Annotated in this window: 21 protein-coding genes and 1 tRNA gene; 15 read left to right on the top strand and 7 right to left on the bottom strand. The window is 41.8% G+C overall.

Going from position 1 to position 24,236, the window contains the following annotated elements:
- Positions 1 to 51: 51 nt before the first annotated feature.
- A complete protein-coding gene (locus DRF63_RS03965) occupies positions 52 to 1,494 on the top strand; it encodes an alkaline phosphatase (protein ID WP_005597151.1) in 1,443 nt (480 codons plus the stop codon).
- Positions 1,495 to 1,543: 49 nt separating this feature from the next.
- Here the strand turns inward: DRF63_RS03965 and mepA are convergent, their stop codons facing one another.
- The 6 genes from mepA to seqA form a co-directional block, all read right to left on the bottom strand.
- Complete coding sequence (gene mepA / locus DRF63_RS03970; protein ID WP_043991807.1) at positions 1,544 to 2,374, bottom strand: penicillin-insensitive murein endopeptidase; 831 nt, start codon at positions 2,372 to 2,374, stop codon at positions 1,544 to 1,546.
- Between the two features lie 94 nt (positions 2,375 to 2,468).
- Positions 2,469 to 3,551: a chorismate synthase gene (gene aroC, locus DRF63_RS03975; protein WP_005597166.1), complete on the bottom strand. Its 1,083-nt coding sequence runs from the start codon at positions 3,549 to 3,551 to the stop codon at positions 2,469 to 2,471.
- Positions 3,552 to 3,572: 21 nt separating this feature from the next.
- Positions 3,573 to 6,881, bottom strand: coding sequence for a mechanosensitive channel MscK (gene mscK / locus DRF63_RS03980; RefSeq protein WP_005597169.1), 3,309 nt, complete (start codon positions 6,879 to 6,881; stop codon positions 3,573 to 3,575).
- Between the two features lie 17 nt (positions 6,882 to 6,898).
- Positions 6,899 to 10,243 carry a mechanosensitive channel MscK gene (mscK, locus tag DRF63_RS03985; protein WP_005597172.1) on the bottom strand — a complete coding sequence of 1,115 codons (3,345 nt, stop codon included), beginning with the start codon at positions 10,241 to 10,243 and terminating at the stop codon, positions 6,899 to 6,901.
- Positions 10,224 to 11,654 (bottom strand): o-succinylbenzoate--CoA ligase, encoded by a 1,431-nt coding sequence (gene menE / locus DRF63_RS03990; RefSeq protein WP_005597173.1) that lies wholly within the window; start codon positions 11,652 to 11,654, stop codon positions 10,224 to 10,226. The genes mscK (DRF63_RS03985) and menE overlap by 20 nt, the downstream gene beginning before the upstream one ends.
- Positions 11,655 to 11,671: 17 nt before the next feature.
- The gene (gene seqA / locus DRF63_RS03995; RefSeq protein ID WP_005597175.1) at positions 11,672 to 12,232 is read right to left on the bottom strand and encodes a replication initiation negative regulator SeqA; all 561 of its coding nucleotides are present in this window, start codon (positions 12,230 to 12,232) and stop codon (positions 11,672 to 11,674) included.
- A gap of 123 nt (positions 12,233 to 12,355) precedes the next feature.
- Between seqA and DRF63_RS04000 the strand changes: the two genes are divergently transcribed.
- The 10 genes from DRF63_RS04000 (at position 12,356) to DRF63_RS04045 (ending at position 19,805) form a co-directional block, all read left to right on the top strand.
- The gene (locus DRF63_RS04000) at positions 12,356 to 13,141 is read left to right on the top strand and encodes an alpha/beta fold hydrolase (protein ID WP_005597176.1); all 786 of its coding nucleotides are present in this window, start codon (positions 12,356 to 12,358) and stop codon (positions 13,139 to 13,141) included.
- A 7-nt stretch (positions 13,142 to 13,148) separates the two neighbouring features.
- The gene (gene cmoA / locus DRF63_RS04005) at positions 13,149 to 13,874 is read left to right on the top strand and encodes a carboxy-S-adenosyl-L-methionine synthase CmoA (protein ID WP_005597177.1); all 726 of its coding nucleotides are present in this window, start codon (positions 13,149 to 13,151) and stop codon (positions 13,872 to 13,874) included.
- A 202-nt stretch (positions 13,875 to 14,076) separates the two neighbouring features.
- Positions 14,077 to 14,865 carry an enoyl-ACP reductase FabI gene (locus tag DRF63_RS04010; RefSeq protein WP_005597178.1) on the top strand — a complete coding sequence of 263 codons (789 nt, stop codon included), beginning with the start codon at positions 14,077 to 14,079 and terminating at the stop codon, positions 14,863 to 14,865.
- Positions 14,866 to 15,059: 194 nt separating this feature from the next.
- The gene (locus tag DRF63_RS04015; protein ID WP_005597179.1) at positions 15,060 to 15,338 is read left to right on the top strand and encodes a BrnT family toxin; all 279 of its coding nucleotides are present in this window, start codon (positions 15,060 to 15,062) and stop codon (positions 15,336 to 15,338) included.
- Complete coding sequence (locus DRF63_RS04020) at positions 15,313 to 15,591, top strand: BrnA antitoxin family protein (RefSeq protein WP_005597182.1); 279 nt, start codon at positions 15,313 to 15,315, stop codon at positions 15,589 to 15,591. The genes DRF63_RS04015 and DRF63_RS04020 overlap by 26 nt, the downstream gene beginning before the upstream one ends.
- Before the next feature lie 131 nt (positions 15,592 to 15,722).
- Positions 15,723 to 17,699: an exoribonuclease II gene (locus tag DRF63_RS04025; RefSeq protein ID WP_005597184.1), complete on the top strand. Its 1,977-nt coding sequence runs from the start codon at positions 15,723 to 15,725 to the stop codon at positions 17,697 to 17,699.
- Between the two features lie 74 nt (positions 17,700 to 17,773).
- Positions 17,774 to 18,145: a CidA/LrgA family protein gene (locus DRF63_RS04030; protein ID WP_005597186.1), complete on the top strand. Its 372-nt coding sequence runs from the start codon at positions 17,774 to 17,776 to the stop codon at positions 18,143 to 18,145.
- A complete protein-coding gene (locus tag DRF63_RS04035; RefSeq protein ID WP_005613876.1) occupies positions 18,142 to 18,828 on the top strand; it encodes an LrgB family protein in 687 nt (228 codons plus the stop codon). The genes DRF63_RS04030 and DRF63_RS04035 overlap by 4 nt, the downstream gene beginning before the upstream one ends.
- 24 nt (positions 18,829 to 18,852) lie before the next feature.
- Positions 18,853 to 19,665, top strand: a complete 813-nt coding sequence (gene apaH, locus DRF63_RS04040; RefSeq protein WP_011848461.1) for a bis(5'-nucleosyl)-tetraphosphatase (symmetrical) ApaH — start codon at positions 18,853 to 18,855, stop codon at positions 19,663 to 19,665.
- 63 nt (positions 19,666 to 19,728) lie between these two features.
- Positions 19,729 to 19,805: transfer RNA gene (locus DRF63_RS04045), tRNA-Val, on the top strand.
- 48 nt (positions 19,806 to 19,853) lie between these two features.
- On the opposite strand, the gene DRF63_RS04050 is transcribed toward DRF63_RS04045, so the two are convergent.
- Positions 19,854 to 20,096: an alternative ribosome-rescue factor A gene (locus tag DRF63_RS04050; RefSeq protein WP_005597192.1), complete on the bottom strand. Its 243-nt coding sequence runs from the start codon at positions 20,094 to 20,096 to the stop codon at positions 19,854 to 19,856.
- Positions 20,097 to 20,263: 167 nt separating this feature from the next.
- Between DRF63_RS04050 and DRF63_RS04055 the strand changes: the two genes are divergently transcribed.
- From DRF63_RS04055 to queA, 4 genes are read left to right on the top strand one after another with little or no spacing between them, the layout of a single operon-like run.
- The gene (locus tag DRF63_RS04055) at positions 20,264 to 21,019 is read left to right on the top strand and encodes a class I SAM-dependent methyltransferase (protein ID WP_005597193.1); all 756 of its coding nucleotides are present in this window, start codon (positions 20,264 to 20,266) and stop codon (positions 21,017 to 21,019) included.
- Between the two features lie 58 nt (positions 21,020 to 21,077).
- On the top strand, positions 21,078 to 22,139 hold the full coding sequence (locus DRF63_RS04060; RefSeq protein ID WP_005617286.1) for an AI-2E family transporter: 1,062 nt from the start codon (positions 21,078 to 21,080) through the stop codon (positions 22,137 to 22,139).
- 29 nt (positions 22,140 to 22,168) lie between these two features.
- Positions 22,169 to 23,098 (top strand): gluconeogenesis factor YvcK family protein, encoded by a 930-nt coding sequence (locus DRF63_RS04065; protein WP_005601007.1) that lies wholly within the window; start codon positions 22,169 to 22,171, stop codon positions 23,096 to 23,098.
- 46 nt (positions 23,099 to 23,144) lie between these two features.
- Positions 23,145 to 24,230, top strand: a complete 1,086-nt coding sequence (gene queA / locus DRF63_RS04070) for a tRNA preQ1(34) S-adenosylmethionine ribosyltransferase-isomerase QueA (protein ID WP_005597196.1) — start codon at positions 23,145 to 23,147, stop codon at positions 24,228 to 24,230.
- The last annotated feature ends 6 nt before the right edge of the window (positions 24,231 to 24,236 follow it).

Consider the following 24,236-nt stretch of genomic DNA (forward strand, 5'->3'; position numbering starts at 1 on the left):
AATCCATAAAATACGCCTCGACTAAATAAATAGTCAATCTAAGAAGTAATTATGAAATTATCTAAAATCGCGCTTGTTTTATTTGTAGGAGCAACCGTTCATCAAACCGCTATCGCACAATCGACCGCTACGGGCGATGCTCAAGCGAAAAACGTTATCTTATTAATTAGTGACGGTGCGGGTATCAATACTTGGAAAGCGGCAAGCTATTTCCGTCACGGCGCATTAGGCAAAGAAGTTTACGATAAATTCGATGTCAAATTATTTGCCTCTACTCACCCTCTCAATACTTCGACCAAACCGACTCATTCATTAAAGAATTCCGTAAAATTTGATCCAAAAGAACTGTGGAATAAAGAGAAATCAAGCTATCAACATAAAGGTAATTTAAACAATTACACCAGTTATTTCGGCGGCTACGAATACGCTCAAACCAACTTTACCGACAGTGCGGCGGCAACCGCCTTAGCAAGCGGGCACAAAACTTATAATAATGCGATTAACTGGTCGAACGACGATACCCGCTTAAAAAACATCGGCGAATATGTCGTTGAATCCGGTCGTGCGCTCGGTGTAATTACTTCCGTGCAATGGAGCCATGCAACGCCGGCAGGCTTCCTCTCACATAACGTCAATCGCAACAATTATGCGGAAATTGCCAAAGAAGCGGTAACGTCCGGTAAAGCGTCTGTCATTATGGGAACCGGTCACCCGTACTTTGATAAAAACGGGAAAGCCGTTCAACCGAAAGACGAAAAAGATTTCCGCTATGTCGGCGGCAAAGAAACTTGGGATAACTTAGTTGCCGGTAAAACCGACTATACGCTGATTGATAGCAAAGAAGATTTTATCGCGCTTGCCGAAGGTAAATTGGATTTTAAAGGTAAAACGAAAGTTTTAGGTACCGCACAAAATAACGCTACTCTACAATTTAACCGTTCGGGTGTGAGCGCAGGAAATTTACTCGAAAATCAACCTGATTTGGCAACCATGACGTTAGGTGCATTAAATGTAGTCAGCAAAAATAATAAGGGTTTCTTCTTAATGGTTGAAGGCGGTGCGGTGGGCTGGGCGGCTCACGCCAATAACCTGCCTCGTATCGTAGAAGAACAAATTGACTTTAATCTTGCGGTAGAAGCGGCGGTAAATTGGGTGGAGAAAAACAGCTCTTGGGATGAAACGTTACTTATCGTAACCACCGACCACGGCAACGGTTTCTTACAAGGCCCGCATTCTAATGAAAAAATCTATTCGGAAATCGTAAATCAAGGTGCCGGCGCACTTCCTCTCGTACGTTGGTATTCGGATAACCATACCCGAGAATTAGTACCGGTATATGCGAAAGGTTTCGGTGCAAAACATTTCCTTGAAATTGCAAAACCGGAAGCAGGTTTAGGTACGTACTATAAAGCCGCACAAGAAAGCCAATTCTATGTAGATAATACCGATATTTTCCGTACTATGCTCAAAGCATTTGCGATTAAAGCGGAATAATCGTTAAACGGCGAAAGTAAAAAACGCACCTGTAAAGGTGCGTTTTTTGTTAATTAAGTCCTTGTGACGAAAGAATCATCTGACATTGAACCGGTGGTGTCGGTAACACTTTCGGTTTTGATACCGTCGAACCTGCCGGTGCCGGCTCAAACCAAGAATAAAGTTCCGCACCGCAGCCGTCGCCCACCGGAATCGGGGCTTGGTTTTCACAATTCGGTGCGTTTTGCGGACAACTTAAACGCACGTGCATATGCGAATCGTGTCCGTACCAAGGACGTACTTTACGCAGCCAGATTCTATCCGAACCGGCGGTATTGCATAATTTCACTTTAACCGCCGGATTCACGAAAATTCTATCCACTCTTGCATCTTGTGCCGCCAGTTTTACCATCATCGCATGTTGCGATGTCCATACGCTTTCATCAACCACCTGTGCATCGCGATTCACCATTAAAGTGGCTAAACCCGCCGGATTCTTCGCCGTTTGCTCGTCCATCGGACCGAACCTAAACCAAATATCCGCATCCAAGCCGGTTTGATGACTCGCATGACCTGAAGAAAAACGCCCGCCCGCCGGCATCCCCATATCACCGATTAAGATTGGCGGTAAGCCTGCCGCTTTGGTATTTTTGGCTAATCGTTGTAAAAAGGATAGTAAGTCCGGATGCCCATAAAAACGATTGCGAGCGGAACGAATCACTTGATAGCCGTCTCCTTTTAACGCTAACGGCTGCGCACCGATAATACAACCGTTACTATAACCGCCGATAGGTTGTGCTTGTCCGGCAACCGGAGTACGAATTTGTTCCCAAACTGTCGCATGAGCAGAAGTGACCAACCCCAGAAAACTTGATAGCAAAAGCATTTTAAATCTTTTCATTATTACACCTAGAAAAGTCAATGAATAAAAAAACAAGCGGTCTTTTTTGCAGCATTTTTAGCAAAAAAGACCGCTTGTTCGGATTATACCCGACTTAACGGCATTGTGCTTTAAATCTAAGTAAATGGTCCAATAAAATAATTGCTGTCATCGCTTCTGCTATCGGTACTGCACGGATACCAACACAAGGATCGTGGCGTCCTTTGGTGATCAATTCGACTTGTTCGTTATTTAAATTCACCGAACGTCCCGGTACCATAATACTGGAAGTCGGTTTCAATGCGATATGCGCAATGATCGGCTGACCGGAACTGATCCCGCCTAAAATTCCGCCGGCGTGATTTGACACAAAACCTTGCGGCGTCATTTCATCACGATGTTGGCTGCCTCGTTGCTCAACCACGTCAAAACCGTCACCGATTTCGACCGCCTTTACCGCATTGATTGACATCAACGCATGCGCCAAATCCGCATCTAAACGGTCAAACACCGGCTCGCCAAGTCCGACCGGTACGTTCTCGGCAACTACCGTTAATTTCGCCCCGATAGAATCACCGTCTTTTTTCAATTCACGAATCAACTCGTCAAAGCCTTCTACCGCCACCGGATCCGGGCAAAAAAACGGATTGCTCGCCACTTGTTGCCAATCGATTTTGCTGATGTCCGCTACCGTTTCAGGATTAATTTTCACATTACCGATTTGTGATAAATAACCACGTACTTCAATACCGAATTGCTCGCGTAAATATTTTTTGGCAATCGCACCGGCAGCAACTCGCATTGCCGTTTCACGAGCGGAAGAACGCCCACCTCCACGATAATCACGAATACCGTATTTTTGCTGATAGGTATAATCCGCATGCCCCGGACGGAATTTATCCGCAATATCGCCGTAATCTTTCGAACGCTGATCAGCATTTTTAATGATTAATCCGATACTGGTGCCGGTTGTTTTACCTTCAAATACGCCGGAAAGAATTTGTACTTCGTCATCTTCTCTACGAGGCGTGGTATAACGTGAAGTTCCCGGTTTACGGCGGTCTAAATCAGGCTGAATATCCGCTTCCGAGAGCGCCATATTCGGCGGAACACCGTCCACGATACAACCTAACGCAATACCGTGCGATTCGCCGAATGTGGTTACTTTAAATAATTGTCCAATGCTGTTGCCTGCCATAATGCTTCCTTCTTATTTTGATTATTTTGCTAAATTTTCACTCAATGTGACCGCTTGCCGAACCTCTGCCGTATGCATATTGACATCCAACTGTTTGAAAGCGAATCGAATGTGATGTTGTTTTAATAATTCGGTAATCCGATAATGCAAGAAAGTTAAAGTTTCCGAACGATCGCCCAACTCCCCGACAAACACTTCGATTTCATGTTCCAACGCATTATCGTTAAAACGTAAAATATTGATCGCCGGTTTCGGCTCGGCAACCACCTTCGGCGCCTCGCTGATCGCTTGTAAAATCAATTCTCTCGCTTTTTGCAAATCATCTTCCAAGTGAACGTTTAAGAAAAATTGCAAACGAGTAATCGTATTATTTAACGTCCAGTTAATAAAACGATCCGTGACGAACGCCTGATTCGGTAACACCACTTCCATATTATCCGAATTGAGTAAAGTGGTTGAACGTAAGCGAATTTTGGTAATAAGGCCGGTATGTTGCCCAACCGTTACTTTGTCGCCAACTCGAATCGGACGCTCGAATAATAAAATCGAACCCGATACCACGCTACCGAAAATTTCGCGTACCCCGAAACCCAAACCGACCGATAATGCGGTAAAGATCCATTGAATCTTGGTCCAAGAAATCCCTAATGCCGAAAATGCCGATACGCCACCGATCGCAACAATCGTATAAATAAACATGGTGATAATGGTTTGCGGCGTTCCTTTTGAAAGCCTTACGCGAGAAAAGAGTACGACTTCTAAAATACCGGCGATATTTTTCACCAATACGTAAGTGATCACTACGTACAAGAACGCTCGCATCAGATTGAGTAAGGTAATCGACTCGACTTTCGTGCCGTCGTTACTTTCAAATAGAATCACTCCGTCCAAATAATAAGCGATACTAATCAGATCGGACCATACGATATAGAGCAAACCGAATAATACGACCCAGCCGAGTAAATCCGTCACACGAAGAATCTGCTGATTGACTACCGAGAGTTTAATCGATTCTTCTTCCTTAATATCGTCTTTATGCGTATGATCCGCCGCCTGTTCTCTGATTTTCTGGCGTTTTTCCTGTAAACGTCGGTAAGCTAAACGGCGCGCCGAAATCGTGACCGCACGATAAGCGAAATAACGCCCGAATACCCAAATTAACACCACAAAATAGCTGTTCAATAAATGAGTAATCAGATAAATCGCCGTATAGTAGTAACCTAACACGATGAGCACAATCAATAAAATCGGCGCAATAATAAGCACTAAACGCAGTAACTTAAACAGGCTGACATTTCGAATCGTACCGTCTTCCGTTTTTGCGTTTTGATATTCGGTAATTCCTCGATCCAACAAAGGACGAACGACAAAAAGGCACAGAGCAAGCGCAACAATCGACATCACTTGTCCGATAACATCGTTCGGATAACCGATCGCCTCAATTTGTGACGGAATAGAAGAAATTAACAATAAACCGATAATCCAAATCGATTGTTTAATAATACGTTGGAAAATGCGGTTACTTTGCTGCGGCATACCAAAATGACGATAGGCCAAACCGTTCGGGCGCAATAGCGATAAAACCGTTGCGAAAAACCACCAATATAAGGTTAAACGTAAGCCCCAACGCCACGCCGCAATCGGATCATTAAAAAATAAGAATGCAATCAGATTGTAAGCGGTAAAAAACATTAACGTACTTGGTAAAGCCAGTAGCAATGTCCAAAACATAGCTTCCGGCGTGTACCAATGGCTGTCGTTTTTTAAAGTATTGACATAACCGGCAATTTTAAACAAGCGGTCTTTTATCGCTTTCTTTTTCCAATTCAACAAAAATGAAATCAATAAGAAAAAAGCGGTAAATAATACCGTAGGTAACAGATTCTTACCGACATTGCTGAAACTCACGTATTTGGTCAGTTCCGCGATTTCCGAGAACGCTAATTTTGGGAAAGCTTTAATCCAATCCAAACCCATCGGGTTATTACTGTTTACCCAAAAACTTTGTTGCTGTAATTTACGCTGTAACGCCCCGCTAATTGCGCCGATTTGTTTCTGATTGTTTTCAATATTAATCGAAACATTCAATTGGCTATTGAGCGATTTAATAATGTCGTCCAATAATTTCTGGCGTTCTTTGAGCAATTTATTCAACGCTTGATTTTCTTCATCGGTCAAAGGCTCTTCAAGCGATTGCGTCAGCGTTCGGATATATTCTTCAAGCGTATAAATTTGATCTCGTTGCTGAGAATATTCAAAAATATGCACGCGCACATTCGCAATAGACGTCGCCAACTCATTATTCAGTTTTGCCGTCGGCAACGCTTGCATTTGTTGGTTAATCACTTTAGAAAGTACAAGCGTACCTTGCAATGCGCTGATCTGTTCTTCGATATTGCGTTGAGTTTGAGTTAAACCCTCCAAAATATTTTTAGTACGCAGGTCGTCTTGAGAAAGCGTATTAAGTAATTGCGTTTGCTTGACTAAAAACTGACTTAGCTCGCGATTATGCTCCAATTCGTCTTGAATCAAGAAATTTTGGATTTCGTTTTTTACTTGTTGGTTTTCTACCTGTTGCGCTTTCTGCTCCGAAGCTTTAAGACGCTTGGCATTTAATACTTCTTGCAAAATAGCTAACTGTTTTTGCAGGAGTTGCTGTTTTGCTGCCGCTTCACTGCGTTTTTCTTCATCCAGTTCGATTAATTTTTCCGCATTGGTCGTTAATAACGTATTGAATCTATTGTTAGCGTCAAGGTAATCCAACTCAGCATTCCATCTGTCTATCGCCGATTTGTTCGCTTGGTTACTCACTTTTAAACGGGTAATTTCTTGCGTTCTGGCAAGATTTTCATCGGTAATTTTCGGATTATTAATCAATAAATTACGGTTATTCGAGACGCGACCGTCCAACTCCCCCAACGTAACTTGCACCGTTTGGAGCTGTGATTGTATTTCCGCTTGTTTTCGGCTTAATTCATCAAGCGAGAGCGTATCAAATGCGCTATTTTTTAACGAATCCGTCGCATCCTTATAATCTTTAATGCGCGCTTCGATTTCCAACAGTTCTTGCGGTAATTTTTGCAACTGTTTTTCTAAAGCATCGATATCGCTTTTTTGCTTTTTAGTTCGCTCAATAAATTGCAGAGTCGTATTTAACGTTTGCGAATCGACATTAGCAACCGTTTCAGTTTCAAGCGTACCCGACTTAAACGCACTGATTTGATTTCTGACGCTTTCTTCGACAACCTGTTCTTGAGCGGTTTCCGCCCGAATTGAAGCGGAGCAAAAAACAAAAAATAATATTAACCACCACGCTTTGTTAAACATCATGGATAAAGCCCTGTTCCTTAATTTTTATCGTTAAATTTTTCCGTCGCCCATTTAACCTCTTCGTTAGTCGCTTGATTTTTAATAAAGACATCCAACTGGTTAAAGGAAATTTCAATATTATGCTCGGCGAATAATTGATTGATTCGTCGATTCAACTCATCCATCGTACGCATTCTATCTGAGATTTGTCCTACATGAACACGTAACTCATGATCTAAAGTACTCGCTCCGAACGTTAAGAAATATACGACCGGCGGCGGATCTTTCAATACGCTCGGGTTTTCTTCCGCCGCTTGTAGCAGCAAACGTTTCACCAATTCTAGATCCGAACCGTAAGCCACGCCGACGCTAATCACTAAACGTGTCATGGAAGAGGTCAATGCCCAGTTTACTATACGTTCGGTAATAAACGCCTTATTCGGTACGATGACCTCTTTACTATCGTTATCAATCAGTGTCGTGGCGCGAATACGAATTTTTGAAACCGTACCGTTAAACGTGCCGATAGTAATCATATCGCCGATACGTACCGGACGTTCAAATAAAATAATGATACCCGATACAAAGTTTGCAAAGATTTCCTGCATACCGAAACCTAAACCGACCGATAATGCGGTAAACAACCATTGCAATTTAGACCATGACATTCCTAAAGTAGCAAAAGCAAAGGTTGCTCCTAATACCACTAACAGATAAGTTAATAATGTCGTGACCGTATAAGGCGTACCTTGTGACAGTTTAAGATTGGAGAAAACTAAGGCTTCCAATAAACCGCTTAGGTTACGAATTAGCACATAAGTTACGAATAGAATCCCGAATGCGACCAATAAATTCAATAAAGTAATGGATTCCATTACCACGCCTTGTGCGGTTTCGGTCGCTTGCTGCCAGAGCGTTACGCCGTTTAAATAATAAGCGACGGTAATTAAATCGGACCATACCCAATACAGCAGCGCAAATAACGCCGCCCAAAGGATCATATCGGTCAATTTCAACATTTGGTTTTTAATTTCACTAACGGCAAGCGTATCTTCCCGTAAGTCGAACGGAATATCATCTTCCGATTGAACGATTTGTTGTTCCGTATTCGTTACTTTAGCTAACGCCTGTTCTCGTTTTTCTTGCAAACGGCGAAACGCCAAACGACGCGACGCAACATTGAAGGTACGATAGAACACATTACGTAAAATAATCCAAGTAATCACCGCAAAATAGGTTGAAACCAAATGCTCAATGATGACCAACGACGTATAGTAATAGCCTAAAACGATTAAAATAACCAAAGTAATCGGAGCTAAAAACAATACCGCCCGTGCAATATTCAGCAATACGTTACGCGGACTTTCCTCATCTTTCGCTACATTTTGGTAAATAGCAATCGCTTGTCTGAATCCGGGCGCAACAATAAAAATAATACTGATCAGTACGATGACGGTAAATACTTGCCCGATAACATCGTAGGCAATCCCTATTTCCGTTACGTGACTGAATACCGCCGTATTTAACATTAAGCCGATAACCCATACCGAGCGTTTCAAAATGTCTCGGAAAACCGCATTACTTTTTTGCGGCATATTAAAGTGACGGAATCCGATACCGTTCGGGCGCAACATCGCCACCATAAAGGCGAAATACAGCCAATAACCGGACATTTTTAACCCCCAAGGCCAAACCTCCGTCGGGTCTTGGAAACAAATATAGGTCACTAAAATAAATACCATCAAGAAAATGAAAGTACTCGGCAAACAAAGTATCACCGTCCAAAAAATCGCCGCCGGCGTATTCCATTGACTGTCCGTGGCTACGGTACGCATACTGTTGTTGATTTTAGTCAGACGTTGCTTAATTCGCTCTTTTTGGCGAGAAATCAGTAATACGCCTAATGCAAGTAACAGCTCCAGAACAGCCGCCGGCACAAGATTGTCTTTCCAATTGGAAAAATCAAACTTTTTGGCCAAGTCTTTTAATTGAAAACTCGCTAACGGTAGAAAATTTTCAAACCAGTCCAAATCAATCGGGCTATTACTTTTTACCCAGAAACTTTGTTGTTCCAGTTTTTTCTGCAGGGAATCACTGATTGTTTGTACTTGTTGCTGATTTAATTCGATATTGATAGACAAATTCAACTGATTATTCAATGACTTAATCAGTTCGGCTAAAATTTTGGCCCGCTCGGTCAGAATACTTTTTAACTGTTCTTTTTCTTTGTCCGTAAATGTAGTTTTTTCGTCTTTCTCTAATTTAGCGATATATATCGCCGGTTCGGATACGCTATCTTTAAATTCGGTAATATCAAATACTCGTACGCGTAAATCGGCAATTTGTTTCGATAACCCTTTGATCATTTGATCTTGCGGCAAAGATTGTTTCTGTTTATTAATAATACGAGATAGCACCAGCGTACCTTGTAAGGCACTAATCTGTTCTTCGATATTACGCTGCGTTTGCTGAAGATTATCCAGTACGCTTTTAATTCGTAAATTATCTTGCGAGAGTTGTGTTAATTGCGTTGTCTGTTTTAATAACTCTTCACTGATACGCGTATTAAAATTCAATTCTTTTACAATTAACGGATTTGTGTCCGAGTTTGCATTTTTCTGTTGAGATTCCGCCGCTTGTTCAACTTTATTTTTAGACTCTTCGACCAATTTGGTATTAATCGCATTCTGCAGATTGCTTAATTCGGATTGTAAATTTTGCTGCGCTAATTTTTTCTCATCCAATTGGCTGTTATAAAGCGCAGTAAGGTTGTCACTACCGCGTAATAGCGATTGGCTATAGCTATTTTGTAGATCCAACAGTACAAGTTCTGTTTCCAGCTTGATTTTTTCCGCGCCTGAAATATTGACGTTACCCAGCAATGTCGCAATTTCTTGTTTACGTGTCGCATTGCTCGTCAATGTGGTTTGCGCTTTATCCGGTGCGGAGTTTTGTGTCACTAACTTCGCATTGATTGTCGTTAGTTCTTGCTGAACGGATTCACCGGCAACTTGAACGTCCGCCAGTTCTTTTTGTAATTCAGCCATCGAACGCTTAGCCAACGTTTCCAATGTCGACAGGTTCGTATTTTTTAGTTTGTTTACATTCGCTTGACTCGCTTTTAACGAGGCTTGCGCTTGTTCGATTTCTTTATCTAACGCTTCATTATCCGCTTTCTGTTTGGTAATTTGAGTTAATAGAGCTTGCGTGTTCTCAAGATGCTGAATAAGCGCCTTATTACCTTCATTTTGTTCGCCTTTTTTAGCGGCATCAATTTGTGCTTTCAAATCTTTTTCGGTCGGCAGTTCTGCCGCCCAAAGATGATTACCGCTTAATACGAACATTAAGCCGAGTAAGAACGGGTTAAACAGACGCTTTATCATTATGATTTCCTAGTAATTGATGTAATACGGATTGTAAGTTTGCACGAGAGATTTTTATACCGCCTTGCGGCTGAGATTGCACAAGTTCAAGCGGATAATAGGCGATCGGTTGTTTAAATTTTTCCAGCTTATCGCTAAGCCAAGCGGTTAAATTTTCACGGTTTTTTGCAAAATCGGGCTGAATAAATTGTAAAACCGCAACCGGTCTTTGTCCGAATTCCGCATCTTCTACCGGTAAGACGAATACCTGACTGACCAAACCGGATTGATAGATCACTTTTTCGACGTCTTCCGGCTGAATATTTTCTCCGCCGGAAATAAACATATTATCCAAGCGACCTTTAACCACTAATTTACCGGCGGCATTCCATTCGCCTCGGTCTTTAGTTTGCAACCAACCTTCTTGGTTCACAAGCGGTCGAATTTCACCGTTTTTTTGCAATGCGCCTAAGGCTAAACCGCTACCTTTGACCCAAATTTCATTTTCAACCAGTTTAACTTCTCGCCCTTTAAGGGGATAGCCGACATTATCCAATTCGTTTTCAACCGCACAAATGGTTGATGCCATTTCCGTCATACCGTAACCGCAATAACTCACGATGCCTTGTTGTCGGGCTTCCGCCACCAACTCCGCCGGAATCGCACTTCCGCCAAGTAAAAAACGTTTCGTCCCCATCACGCGCTTTTGTGATTTTTGCTGCAAATAACGGCGTAACTGTGTCGGAACAAGTGAGGCGTGCGAAACTTTATCGACACAAGCAAAAAAATGCTCTTTCTGCTCATTTACCGCCAAAGTTGCACCTTTCGCCAACCAGCGCCAAACGATTCCCTGCCCCGAAACATGAAAAAGCGGCAAGCTTAATAGCCAAGAATCTTGCTGCGTAAATCGCATTAACTCACACACGCCTTCGGCATTATCCAAATGATTTTGCACACTATGCACAATCGCTTTAGGTAAACCCGATGATCCCGAAGTAAGCGTGAGCGTCGCCGGTGCCGAAAAAGCGATTTGAGGTAAAACCGAAGCGGTCGTTTTTAATGAAAAATTTGCAAAATGATGATCGGTAATAAGTATCTTGATACCGTATTCCGCCAAAACGGTTTGTCGCTGCGACTCCGTTAATGACGGATTAAGCATTAAAATGCGCGCGCCTACTGCGATAGCGGCTAAATAACATAATAATCCGACTAAACGGTGCGACCCCGAATAAGCGACTAATGCGTTTTGCCGTACGCCTTGTTGTTGCAGGAAAGTGACAAGTTGTGCAATGAGTAACTGTAACTGTTGCCAGTTTAGCCGAGCGGGAAGTTCAGGAAATAATAAACTATTCCCTTTTTCCCAGATAATAGCCGGTTGTTGTGCAAAATGTTGCGCCCAATAGGCGGTCGGAAAAAGGGAAAAATTTACCATAAGCAGATAGAAATTAATTAAGCAAAAATAGTGCGAACACGCTCAATGATATGTTGAGGAAGTTCCATTGATTCCATTACGCCGGTAAGAATCAAGCCCTTACGAGCGGTATTATTATTGGTGACCACCCAAAACGGCGAATCCGGAATTTGTTTCGCTTTCACGCTACTACCGTGACTTAATAAAGCTTCCTCACTTTTAGAAAAATAGGTGCGCTCCGTGCCGGTCACCACTTCCGTCGCCTGTTCAAAACCCTGAGCATTTGCATGGTGCAATGCAGAAAGCAACATTAAAAAACGTGCGACATTTTTGCTTTCGTTTATAAAGACATCGGATTTCAATACCTTTTCAACTTTTTGTACCGCTTTTTCAATCAGATCTTCTTTTTTAGCTTTTGCTTTCGGCTTTGCCAGTTCTTTCAGTTCATCAATCGTATTTTGCTGAACCAATACAAAAGGCTGTGGCGATGAAGGTAAACGTAACAAACGACGTAAAATATCCGACGCACTTTCACCAATTGCTTGGGTTCTGCTGGCAATGTAATGATATAATTCATCATCGACTTCGATCGTTTTCATCTTAACCTCTTGATATTTTTGTTTTGATTTACTTGATTAGAAAAAAATTCTAGGCATTATAATACAGATTCAAGATCTTTTTACAGGATCTTAACCAAACATTTGAATAAAAAATAACAACTTATGACAGAAAATACTTATCTTAATTATCAATTCCAACCGGCAACCGAAAAAGCCGACGCACAAACCATGGTTTTCCTACACGGATTATTCGGCGATATGAATAATTTGGGCATTATTGCCCGCCAATTTAGTGAGCAATTTAATATCTTACGCGTGGATCTACGCAACCACGGGCAATCTTTCCATTCGGATGAGATGAATTACCACTTAATGGCGCAGGATCTACAAGCTTTATTACAGCATCTACATTTAACGGATAATATTGTGATCGGTCATTCAATGGGCGGCAAAACCGCAATGACATTGGCAAATATCGCTCCCGATCTCATCGAAAAATTAGTCGTAATTGATATTGCGCCGACCGCCAACCCAACCCATCGACATAACGATAATTTTGCAGGCTTATTCGCCGTTAAAGCCGCTCGACCGGCAACACGCCAACAAGCGAAAACCGTGCTAGCGCAATATGTGAAAGACGAAGGCGAACAACAATTTATGTTAAAAGCGTTCGATCCGCAAAAACCGGATTATTTCCGTTTCAATTTAACAGCGATCAAAGCAAACTATGGAAATCTGATGGGCTGGAACGAGGTCTTTTTTGATAAACCGACTTTATTTATTAAAGGCGGTGCATCCGACTATATTCAAGCGAAAGACACGGAAACGATTCTGAAGCAATTTCCACAGGCGAAATCGTTTGTCGTCGCCAATGCGCAACACTGGGTACACGCGGAAAAACCGGAAACGGTCGCTCGCGCCATTCAAAAATTTTTAGACAAGGAATAATAACATTATGAATAAAGATACGATTTTTTCCGCACCGATTGAGAAACTCGGTGACTTTACCTTTGACGAATCGGTTGCCGAAGTGTTTCCCGATATGATCCAACGCTCCGTGCCGGGCTACTCGAATATCATTACCGCAATCGGTATGTTGGCACAACGTTTCGTTACCGAAGGATCGCAAGTTTATGATTTAGGTTGTTCTCGTGGTGCCGGCATTTTATCAATACGCCGCAACCTACAAACCAATCAAGTAAAAATTATCGGTGTAGATAATTCTCAACCGATGGTGGAACGCTGCCGCTCGCATATTAATGCTTATCACTCTGAAGTACCGGTAGAGATCCTTTGTGACGATATTCGCCATATCGAAATCAAAAACGCTTCAATGGTCGTGTTGAATTTTACCTTGCAATTTTTGCCTCGTGCGGATCGTCTTGAATTGCTGACTAAAATTTATCAGGGCTTAAACCCGAACGGTATTTTGGTGCTATCTGAAAAGTTCACTTTTGAAAACCAAGTCATGAATGAATTACTCATTGACTTACATCATACCTTTAAACGTGCTAACGGTTACAGCGAACTTGAAGTCAGCCAAAAACGTACCGCTCTCGAAAACGTGATGCTGACCGATAGCATTGAAACCCATAAAGATCGCTTAAAACAAGCCGGTTTTTCACAAATTGAACTTTGGTTCCAATGTTTTAATTTCGGCTCGATGATTGCAGTTAAATAAATAAGCGGTCAAATTTGCGAAAAACTTTGCAAAAACTGCTCGGATCAGACTGCTTACTCAACCTGAAACCTTAGGAAATTTGCGCAAGCGGTCATTTTTTCGGTATAATCGATAAAATCTCGTAGGGGCGTATCGAATACGTCCTTTATTTTATATGAAGTACGCGTGTTACACGCTTCAACAATATTCAAAGGAATCCAGCATGAGCTTTTTAACAGGTAAACGCATTTTAGTAACGGGTCTTGCAAGCAACCGTTCTATCGCATACGGCATTGCAAAAGCAATGAAAGCACAAGGCGCAGAACTCGCATTCACTTATTTAAACGATAAATTACAACCGCGTGTTGAAGAGTTTGCTAAAGAATTCGGTTCGGACATCGTATTACCATTAGATGTAGCGACAGACGAATCAATCCAAAACTGCTTTGCAGAATTAAGCAAAAAATGGGAAAAATTCGACGGTTTCGTACACGCCATCGCATTCGCACCGGGCGATCAATTAGACGGTGATTATGTAAACGCGGCAACACGCGAAGGCTACCGTATCGCACACGACATCAGCGCATACAGCTTCGTTGCAATGGCACAAGCGGCTCGTCCGTACTTAAACGAAAATGCGGCACTTTTAACCTTAAGCTACTTAGGTGCGGAACGTGCGATTCCTAACTACAACGTAATGTGTTTAGCAAAAGCGTCATTAGAAGCGGCGACGCGTGTAATGGCGGCGGATTTAGGTAAAGACGGTATTCGTGTAAATGCAATCTCTGCAGGTCCAATCCGTACACTTGCGGCATCAGGCATCAAAAACTTCAAAAAAATGCTTTCTGCATTCGAGAAAACCGCAGCATTACGTCGTACCGTTACCATTGACGATGTAGGTAACTCGGCGGCATTCTTATGTTCGGACTTAGCTTCAGGTGTAACCGGTGAAGTATTACACGTTGATGCAGGTTTCAGCATTACTGCAATGGGTGAATTAGGCGAAGAATAATTCGGCTTGAATATATAAGTATGTAAAACGGACGCAATTTAGCGTCCGTTTTTTATTTCTGCGATCTTGATCGAAGAATCAGAATTTTCGCCAGTCCTAATCTGCTGTATTTTGCTATGCTCTTTAATAAATTAATGTAGTTACAAAAAATCATTTGAACGTCTGATTTCGACGTGATAATGTAGAGGCAAAGCATGAAGCTAGAATACGATGAACAAAAAAGCCGACGAAACGAAAATGAAAGAGGTTTACCGTTTTCAGTTGCAAAAAATTTTGAATTTGATACCGCTTTCATTGAACAAGATATTCGCTTTGAATACTCGGAACCTCGTTTTAAAGCAATCGGATTTATCCAAAATCGACTTTTTGTGATCGTTTTTTGTTTAAGAAACGAAAATTACCGCATTATTAGCTTGCGCAAAGCCAATCCAAGAGAGGTTAAAAAATATGAAATATACCGAAAATTTTATTGATGACGAAAATCCGGAATGGACAGATGAAGATTTCAAAAACGCTCTCACTTTCGAACAAATGCCTCCTGCATTACAGGCATTAGTGATTGAAAGCCGTGAGCGAAAACGTGGTCGTCCAGTTACACAAAAAAAGAAAGTGAGTGTGACAATTCGCTACTCGCAATCCGTGATTGATGCTTTTAAGTCCACCGGCAAAGGTTGGCAAAGCCGAATGAATCAAGTGCTGGAAGATTATGTTTCGAAAGCATTATAAAATGATAAGCGGTTGGATTTAGTTGATTTTTTACAAAAAATTCAGCAAATCTAACCGCTTTCCGTTATAATCCCTATCAAATTTCATGGTGCAACGATACTGCACCTTTTTTATTTTTATAGAGAGAATTTATGTTTCAAAACAATCCGTTACTTGCCCAATTAAAACAACAAATTGAGGCAAATAAAGAATATGTAGAAGGTACGGTTAAAGCCTCAGATAAGGCATTCGGTTTTTTAGAATGTGACAAGAAAAGTTATTTCATTCCGCCAATGGAAATGAAAAAAGTGATGCACGGCGATAAAGTAAAAGCGGTAGTAAAGCGTGAAGGCGATAAAGAACAGGTAGAAATCGACAGTTTACTTGAACCGATGCTTGATCGCTTTATTGCACAAGTACGTTTTAACAAAGACAATAAATTACAACTGATTGTCGATCATCCAAGCATTAAAAATATCATTCCGGCAAATACGCATAAAAAAGTCACTGAAACATTGGAAAGTGGTGACTGGGTTGTGGCACAGCTTAAAACTCACCCATTACGTGACGATCGTTTCTTATTTGCTCAAATTACTCAATTTATCTGTAAAGCAGACGATAATTTCGCACCGTGGTGGGTGACTTTAGCACGTCACGAGCAACCTCGTGAGCCGGTAGCGAATGAGAAAAGCTATGAATTACACGATGAATTAGATCGTGAAGATCTGACTTCTCTCTACTTTACTACTATCGATAGCCCTAGCACGCAAGATATGGACGATGCGTTATACATTGAGCCAATCAAACAAGGCGAAGTACAAACCGGTTGGCGTTTAGTGGTGGCGATTGCCGATCCGACCGCCTATATTCCGGAAAACTCAAATCTTGAAAAAGCCGCTCGCCAACGTTGTTTTACCAACTATTTACCGGGCTTCAATATTCCGATGTTGCCTCGTGAGCTGTCGGATGATCTCTGTTCGCTTGTACCAAATGAAAAACGTCCGGCATTAGTCGGTTATATCGAAACGGATTTAGCCGGTAATATTACTGGCGACACTCGCTTCGTTTCAGCGTGGGTGGAAAGCAAAGCGAAATTAGCTTATGACAACGTATCGGATTATCTCGAACAAGTTGAAAATGCGTGGCAGCCGGAAAGTGCGGAAACCAAACAACAAATCGATTGGTTACACCAATTTACCCTTGCTCGCATTGAATGGCGTCGCAACAATGCACTGCTGTTTAAAGAATCCGGCGATTACTCGTTTGAATTGAATGAAGACGGTTCGGTGCGCGATATCCACGTGGAATACCGCCGTATCGCAAATCAAATGATCGAAGAATCGATGATCATTGCCAATATTTGCTGTGCGAAATTCTTAGCGGACAATGCCAAAACAGGCGTATTTAATACCCACGCCGGCTTTGATCCTAAAAATTTAGAATTAGCGCAAAAATTCTTACTGGATACGTTATCCACTGACGAGAACCGTGATGCACTTACCGCATTCTATGCGCCGGAAAAACTGGCAACGCTTGAAGGCTATTGTGAAATGCGTCGTTCGATTGACGAGTTTCCGGAGAAATTCTTAGAACTTCGCTTACGCCGTTATCTCACTTTTGCAGAGTTTAAATCGGAAGTTGCACCGCATCTCGGTTTAGGGATCAGCCATTATGCAACTTGGACATCACCAATTCGTAAGTACGGCGATATGGTAAACCATCGCTTAATCAAGCAAGTATTACTCGGCAAGCAGGCGAAAACGGTGGAAGAAGGCATCTTAGTTCGCTTACAAGAAGCTCGCCGTCAAAACCGTTTGGTGGAACGTGATATCGCCGATTGGCTCTATGCACGTTACCTGTTCCCGATGGTGGAACAAGCGGTCGAATTTGACTGTGAAATTGCCGATGTTTCTCGCGGCGGTGTACGAGCGAAAGTAATCGCAAACGGCGCACAAATTTTCGTGCCGTTCTCCACCCTTCACGATAAAAAAGAAGAAATGGAATTCCGTCCGGAAGAAATCGCACTGTATATTAAAGGCGAAAAAGCTTACCAAATCGGACAGGCAGTTAAAGTCAAACTCACCGAAGTACGTTTAGAAACACGTTCGATTGTGGGGAACATTATCTAATCGGCAAGCGGTCAAATTTCGAGAATTTTTTGCAAAATTTCCTACAAATTTGACCGCTTATCACATGAGGCTTTATGCAAAAGAACATTATCGGCTTTGCGCTTTCTTTAGCAATTTTATGGGCAATGCTTTATCTCGGCAAAGGGTTAAACACACTCATTCCTATCGGTATTCCGGACAGTATTTGGGGCTTACTTGTCTTATTTGTTACGCTGATTACAGGCTTAATCAAATTAGAATGGGTGTTACCAACCGGACGTTTCCTAAACCGATATATGCCGCTCGTTTTTCTACCGATTTGCGTAGGTATGATTGAATACGGCGAAATTTTAGTTCGCTATTTCTCCTCGCTAATTATTTCCAATATCCTCAGCACAATAATTACCATTGTTGTAGTCGGTTGGGCGGCACAGCGTTTATTCAAACATTCGGGAGAGGAACAATGATTTATCTTTATTCCGTGCTGACTGTCGTCGCCTTTTTTCTAAGTGTGAAGCTCAGCAAAAAATTAGCGATTTCATTACTCAATCCTTTTTTATTAACTTTATCGCTGTTATTAGCGATCTTAATCATTTTTCAAATTCCGTATAAAGACTATCAGCGGGGTACTTCTCCGCTCAGCCATTTCTTAGGCTTAGCGATTGTTGCGCTTGCGATCCCGCTTTACGAACAATTTCCACAAATCCGCCGCCGTTGGAAAGAGATCGGTTTTATTTTACTGCTCGGCACTGTTGTTTCGATATGCAGCGGAATGTTATTGGCACTATTATTCGGCGGTACAAAAGATATTGTTGCCGCACTGATGCCTAAATCGGTAACTATGCCGCTTGCGTTAGTGATTGCCGGCGAAATCGGCGGCGAGTTTGCTTTAAGTGCCGTCGGCGTAATGGTCGCGGGTTTATTCGGTTCAATATTAGGCGTACCGATTCTGAAATTGGCTCGTATTACTAACCCGCAAGCAATCGGTATGAGTTTAGGTATTGCATCTCACGCACTTGGTACGGCTCGTTGTATGGAACTCAATACCAAATCAGCGAGTTATAGTTCGTTAGCTTTAGTGATCTGCGGTTTGCTTTCTTCATTTATTGCACCGCTGATTTTTCAGTTAGCGGTAAAATGGTTTATGTGATTTTTTATAACTTGAGAGGATATGATGGCGACTTATATTGTTGGCGATTTACACGGCTGTTTTGATGAGTTACAACTGCTGCTCAAACAAGTTAATTACAATCCGGCACAAGACGAATTGTGGCTGACCGGCGATTTAGTTGCCCGAGGTGCAAAATCGTTGGAATGTTTGCGCTTTGTGAAAGATCCGAAAAATAATGCAAAAACTATTTTAGGTAATCACGATCTTCACTTGCTCGCCACTTTACTCGGTGTCAAAAAAGTGAAGCCTAATGATCAAGTGGATGCGATTTTCGCTGCTGAAGATCGCGCTGATTTGCAAAATTGGCTGAGAAATCAACCGCTTCTTATTCAACATCCGAAGTATGGCTTCTTATTGACTCACGCCGGTATCAGCCCCGAATGGAACTTAACGGAAACCATCGCTTGTGCCAGAGAAGCGGAAGCCGTTTTGCAAAGTGGTCATTATGCCGACTACATTGCCCAAATGTACGAAAACACACCGGATCACTGGTCTGCCGAATGGCAAGGTATCGAACGTTGGCGATATATTATCAACGTATTTACCCGTATGCGTTTTTGCTATGCCGACAAGCGGTTGGATTTTGCTTGTAAATTACCTGTTGAAGACGCACCAAACGAATTAAAACCTTGGTTTAAATTAGATAATCCGTTATTTCATCAACAAGACATTATTTTCGGTCATTGGGCAAGTTTAATGGGTAAAGCGGATAAACCGAATATCTACGCCTTAGATACCGGCTGTGCTTGGGGTAACCATCTCACCATGATCCGATGGGAAGATAAACAAATTTTCACCCAAGAACGCTTAAAATAAAATCAAACGGAATGCGGAGTCTTGCTATCCTCCGCATTTTCGATTAGAATTCTTCTCGTCTATGCGACTATAGCTCAGTTGGTTAGAGCACCACCTTGACATGGTGGGGGTCACTGGTTCGAGTCCAGCTAGTCGCACCATCAAATTCCAATCCCTTGTCGAAAGACAAGGGATTTTTTTATGCCAAATTAATTACTGAATGCTAATAAAAAAGCCCATTTAAAATTGCTCGTCTGAACATTTTTAAATGGGCTTTCGCTTCTCTCATAACCCGCTTTACGGTGTTTTGCGTTTCGTTGATAACTCCCTTTGCCTTTTCGATTGTTCTCAATCCGAGTACGAAACAATTTATCTGTTACAAGTGCTTTTATCGCACTTTCTCGGATCTCGCCTCTTTGGTGCTCATAAACCGTATTTTGTGCTTGTTTCATTTTAGTTCCTCTATTTTAACTGTACAAAATATGTGAATCATAGTATGCATAATGCCGAAATTTACGCTCTTTGTATATAAGAAAACTGAAATTTTCTGTATAATCATTCGCAATATCCGTGTGAAGCGGTCACATTTTAGGACAATTTTACAAATTCCGGAGTTTCTATGAAGAAAGATGAAATAGGACATAATTTCTTATCTCGTTTAGGAAAAACGCGATTACGTCCAGGCGGTAAGCTGGCAACCGATTGGTTAATTGCCAACGCTGATTTTAATCCTAATAAAAAAGTCTTGGAAGTGGCATGCAATATGTGTACCACTGCAATACAAATTGCTAAACAGTACGGTTGCCATATTACAGGGATTGATCTGGACGAAGAAGCCTTAGATAAAGCGCGCAGTAATATAAAAGAAAATAACTTGGAAGACTTCATTCAAGTTCAACGTGCAAATGCGACCAAATTACCTTTTGAAGACAACAGTTTTGATATTGTCATCAATGAAGCGATGCTGACTATGCTTCCTCTTGAAGCTAAAGAGAAAGCGATTCGTGAATATTTCAGAGTCTTAAAACCGGGCGGTTTTTTACTCACTCACGATGTGATGTTACAAAATGACGATGCGGAACAAGTTTTAGTCGCTTTACGTGAAGCGATTAACGTTAGTGTAACGCCGCTTACTAAAGAAGGGTGGAAAAACACTTTCCATCAATGCGGTTTCCGTAATGTCGATGTATTTTCAGGAGAGATGACGCTGCTTTCGCCGAAAGGTCTGATCTACGACGAAGGCGTTTTAGGTGCAATGAAAATCGTCGGTAATGCGCTAAAACCCGAAAACCGTGAAACATTCAAAAAAATGTTCCAAACCTTTAATAATCCTGAACATAAACTAGGCTTTGTTGCAGTTTGTAGCCAAAAATAAGTAAAAAATCCTTCTTTGGCATAGAAGGATTTTTCAGCAATATAATGAAGGAAAAACAATGTTCGAGATGTTCCAATCTTGGTATAAGCAAAAATTTAATGATCCTCAAGCAGTTGCGCTGTTAGGAATCCTTTTGATTGGATTTGGCATTATCTATTTCTTTAGTGATTTGATTATGCCTTTGCTCATTGCTATCGTTTTCGCTTATTTATTAGAATGGCCGATCAAATTACTGACTCAAAAACTTAAATTCCCTCGCTTACTCAGTCTGATTTTAGTTCTGGGTAGTTTTATTTCCTTATCGACTTTTCTTTTTGTCGTAATGTTACCGACTTTATGGAATCAGGCGGTAACGTTTATTCGTGATTTACCCTCGATGCTGAACTTATTAAATGCGTGGTTGGAAGCCTTACCGGAACATTATCCCGAATTAATTGATTATGCCATGCTCGATTCGTTGATGAATATGCTAAAGGAGAAAATTTTAGGGTTCGGCGAGTCTTTATTAGCCTTATCGGTCAATTCCATTATCAGCTTGGTCGGATTAGGCATTTATGCTTTTCTTGTGCCTTTAATGGTTTTCTTTCTACTTAAAGACAAACCTTTATTCGTACGCGGTTTTATCAAATTTCTACCGAAAAACCGCCGCTTGGCTGCAAATGTTTGGTTTGAAATGCAGCAACAAATTGCCAATTATATTCGAGGAAAAGTCCTTGAAATTTTAATTGTCGGTATCGTTACCTATGCAATATTTTTATTTTTCGATTTACGTTATCCGTTATTACTTTCCGTCGCGGTAGGTTTATCCGTACTTATACCTTATATCGGAGCGGTATTGGTAACGATACCGGTCGCACTGGTTGCGTTATTTCAATTCGGCTTGTCCACCGACTTTTATTATTTATTGTTAGCTTTCGTGATTAGCCAATTGTTAGACGGGAACTTAGTCGTACCGTTTTTATTTTCGGAAGCGGTGAATCTACATCCTTTAACAATTATTGTCGCCGTGCTGATTTTCGGTGGTTTGTGGGGATTTTGGGGCGTATTTTTTGCCATTCCGTTGGCAACATTGGTCAAAGCCGTTATAAACGCTTTACCGTCTAATGAGGAAGAAGTTTGACATACTAGATATAAGTAATAAGGATTCCAATGTCTGAACAGAATCAATTATCTCGTCGCCATCCTAATCTTACCGAGGTGAAACATATTGTTGCACTGGGTGGCGGACACGGATTAGGAAGAATTTTATCTTCTCTCACTTTTTTAGGCGAACGTTTAACCGGGATTGTTACTACGACCGATAACGGCGGCTCGACAGGGCGCATTCGTTCCCAACACGGAGGTATTGCTTGGGGAGATCTACGAAATTGTTTAAATCAAATTATTATTAAACCGACCGTTGCATCCGCTCTGTTCGAGTATCGTTTTGGCGGTAAAGGAGAGCTTGCTGGTCATAATTTAGGCAATTTAATTCTAAAAGCGTTAGAAAATATGAATATTAGACCGCTTGAAGGAATCAATCTCGTCAGGGAGTTACTTCATGTGCGTGCCGGTCTGATTCCAATGTCGGAATTGCCCGTACATTTAGCCGCTCAGCTTATCTCCGGCGAAACTATTGTCGGAGAAGTGTCGGTGGATGCTTTAACGGAAGTTCCCCGTAATTTACTGCTTACTCCTCAAGTACCCGCTACGCCGGAAGCGATCGAGTCTATCAATCAAGCAGAATTAATTATCTTAGGCCCGGGCAGTTTTCTAACCAGTATTATGCCGCCGTTGTTAATTAATGAGGTGGCAAAAGCCATTCAATCCAGTCCGGCGAACATTATTTTTATTGATAATATCGTACAAGAATCCGGTCCGGCAGGCTCACTTTCTTTATCGGATCGTGTAAAATGGATCGAAAAACAAATCGGGCAAGAACGTTTAAACGGGGTCATCACTACACCGAATAATAACGATAGATTGCCTAACCATATTACCTTATTGCAAAAAATGCTTTCTGACGACGAAGTCGCCTATCGACATGACCGTAATAAGCTCAGTAAAGCAATTAATGATATAGTAGCATTGTTACATTAACCTACTGCCCCGTTTTGGGGCAGTTGATTTTTAGAGGATATATTCCGTGTTAGTTTCCGATTTTCATTTTGATTTGCCTGATGAACTGATTGCCCGCTACCCTACCGAGGAACGAACGGCAAGCCGCCTGTTACATTTAAACGGTGAAACTGGTCACTTTGAAGATAAACAATTTTCCGATTTACTTGACCAGATTAATGAAGGCGATTTATTAATTTTTAATAATACTCGCGTGATCCCCGCCCGTTTATACGGCAGAAAAGCCAGCGGCGGTAAATTAGAAGTATTGGTGGAACGAGTGTTAGACGAACACCGTTGTTTAGCACACGTTCGTGCTTCAAAAGCACCGAAAGAAGGTGCGGAACTGGTACTTGGCGAAGATAAATTAGGCGAAGGTAACGGTTTTAAAGCGATCATGACAGCTCGTCATGACGCCTTGTTTGAATTACATTTTAATGAAGAACAGCCCGTATTTGATCTGCTCCAACAAGCCGGTCATATGCCGTTACCACCTTATATTGACCGTCCGGACGAAGATGCCGATCAAGAACGCTATCAAACCGTTTACAGTAAAGTTTTGGGCGCGGTTGCGGCTCCGACCGCCGGTTTACACTTTGATAATCCGACATTGGAAAAGCTGAAAGCTAAAGGCGTTAATATCGCGTTCGTTACATTGCATGTCGGTGCAGGTACGTTCCAACCGGTACGCGTAGATAATATTCTGGAGCATAAAATGCACGCGGAATATGCGGAAGTAAGCCAAGCAGTCGTCGATCAAATTTTAGCGACTAAAGCCACAGGTAAACGTGTGATTGCCGTCGGCACGACCTCGGTTCGTTCGATTGAAAGTGCGGCGCAAGCGGCAGAAAAAGAAGGAAAATTAATCGCACCGTTTTTCTCCGACACCAGCATTTTCCTCTACCCGGGCAAAACCTTTCGTATCGTTGATGCTTTAGTGACAAATTTCCATTTACCCGAATCAACGCTGATTATGTTAGTTTCCGCATTTGCCGGTTACCGTAATACCATGAAAGCCTATCAACATGCGGTAGAAGCGAAATACCGTTTCTTTAGTTATGGTGATGCGATGTTTATCAACAAAAATCCTAATGCGTTAAATGATCTCCCATAATCTCAA

Source organism: Actinobacillus pleuropneumoniae (assembly GCF_003290385.1).
Taxonomy (GTDB): Bacteria; Pseudomonadota; Gammaproteobacteria; order Enterobacterales; family Pasteurellaceae; genus Actinobacillus; species Actinobacillus lignieresii.

What these genes read in the sequence shown, in the direction of transcription:
- DRF63_RS03965 (WP_005597151.1), top strand. Translation starts at nt 52, where the DNA reads ATGAAATTATCTAAAATCGCGCTTGTTTTATTTGTAGGAGCAACCGTT.
- mepA (WP_043991807.1), bottom strand. Translation starts at nt 2,374, where the DNA reads ATGAAAAGATTTAAAATGCTTTTGCTATCAAGTTTTCTGGGGTTGGTC.
- aroC (WP_005597166.1), bottom strand. Translation starts at nt 3,551, where the DNA reads ATGGCAGGCAACAGCATTGGACAATTATTTAAAGTAACCACATTCGGC.
- mscK (WP_005597169.1), bottom strand. Translation starts at nt 6,881, where the DNA reads ATGATGTTTAACAAAGCGTGGTGGTTAATATTATTTTTTGTTTTTTGC.
- mscK (WP_005597172.1), bottom strand. Translation starts at nt 10,243, where the DNA reads ATGATAAAGCGTCTGTTTAACCCGTTCTTACTCGGCTTAATGTTCGTA.
- menE (WP_005597173.1), bottom strand. Translation starts at nt 11,654, where the DNA reads ATGGTAAATTTTTCCCTTTTTCCGACCGCCTATTGGGCGCAACATTTT.
- seqA (WP_005597175.1), bottom strand. Translation starts at nt 12,232, where the DNA reads ATGAAAACGATCGAAGTCGATGATGAATTATATCATTACATTGCCAGC.
- DRF63_RS04000 (WP_005597176.1), top strand. Translation starts at nt 12,356, where the DNA reads ATGACAGAAAATACTTATCTTAATTATCAATTCCAACCGGCAACCGAA.
- cmoA (WP_005597177.1), top strand. Translation starts at nt 13,149, where the DNA reads ATGAATAAAGATACGATTTTTTCCGCACCGATTGAGAAACTCGGTGAC.
- DRF63_RS04010 (WP_005597178.1), top strand. Translation starts at nt 14,077, where the DNA reads ATGAGCTTTTTAACAGGTAAACGCATTTTAGTAACGGGTCTTGCAAGC.
- DRF63_RS04015 (WP_005597179.1), top strand. Translation starts at nt 15,060, where the DNA reads ATGAAGCTAGAATACGATGAACAAAAAAGCCGACGAAACGAAAATGAA.
- DRF63_RS04020 (WP_005597182.1), top strand. Translation starts at nt 15,313, where the DNA reads ATGAAATATACCGAAAATTTTATTGATGACGAAAATCCGGAATGGACA.
- DRF63_RS04025 (WP_005597184.1), top strand. Translation starts at nt 15,723, where the DNA reads ATGTTTCAAAACAATCCGTTACTTGCCCAATTAAAACAACAAATTGAG.
- DRF63_RS04030 (WP_005597186.1), top strand. Translation starts at nt 17,774, where the DNA reads ATGCAAAAGAACATTATCGGCTTTGCGCTTTCTTTAGCAATTTTATGG.
- DRF63_RS04035 (WP_005613876.1), top strand. Translation starts at nt 18,142, where the DNA reads ATGATTTATCTTTATTCCGTGCTGACTGTCGTCGCCTTTTTTCTAAGT.
- apaH (WP_011848461.1), top strand. Translation starts at nt 18,853, where the DNA reads ATGGCGACTTATATTGTTGGCGATTTACACGGCTGTTTTGATGAGTTA.
- DRF63_RS04050 (WP_005597192.1), bottom strand. Translation starts at nt 20,096, where the DNA reads ATGAAACAAGCACAAAATACGGTTTATGAGCACCAAAGAGGCGAGATC.
- DRF63_RS04055 (WP_005597193.1), top strand. Translation starts at nt 20,264, where the DNA reads ATGAAGAAAGATGAAATAGGACATAATTTCTTATCTCGTTTAGGAAAA.
- DRF63_RS04060 (WP_005617286.1), top strand. Translation starts at nt 21,078, where the DNA reads ATGTTCGAGATGTTCCAATCTTGGTATAAGCAAAAATTTAATGATCCT.
- DRF63_RS04065 (WP_005601007.1), top strand. Translation starts at nt 22,169, where the DNA reads ATGTCTGAACAGAATCAATTATCTCGTCGCCATCCTAATCTTACCGAG.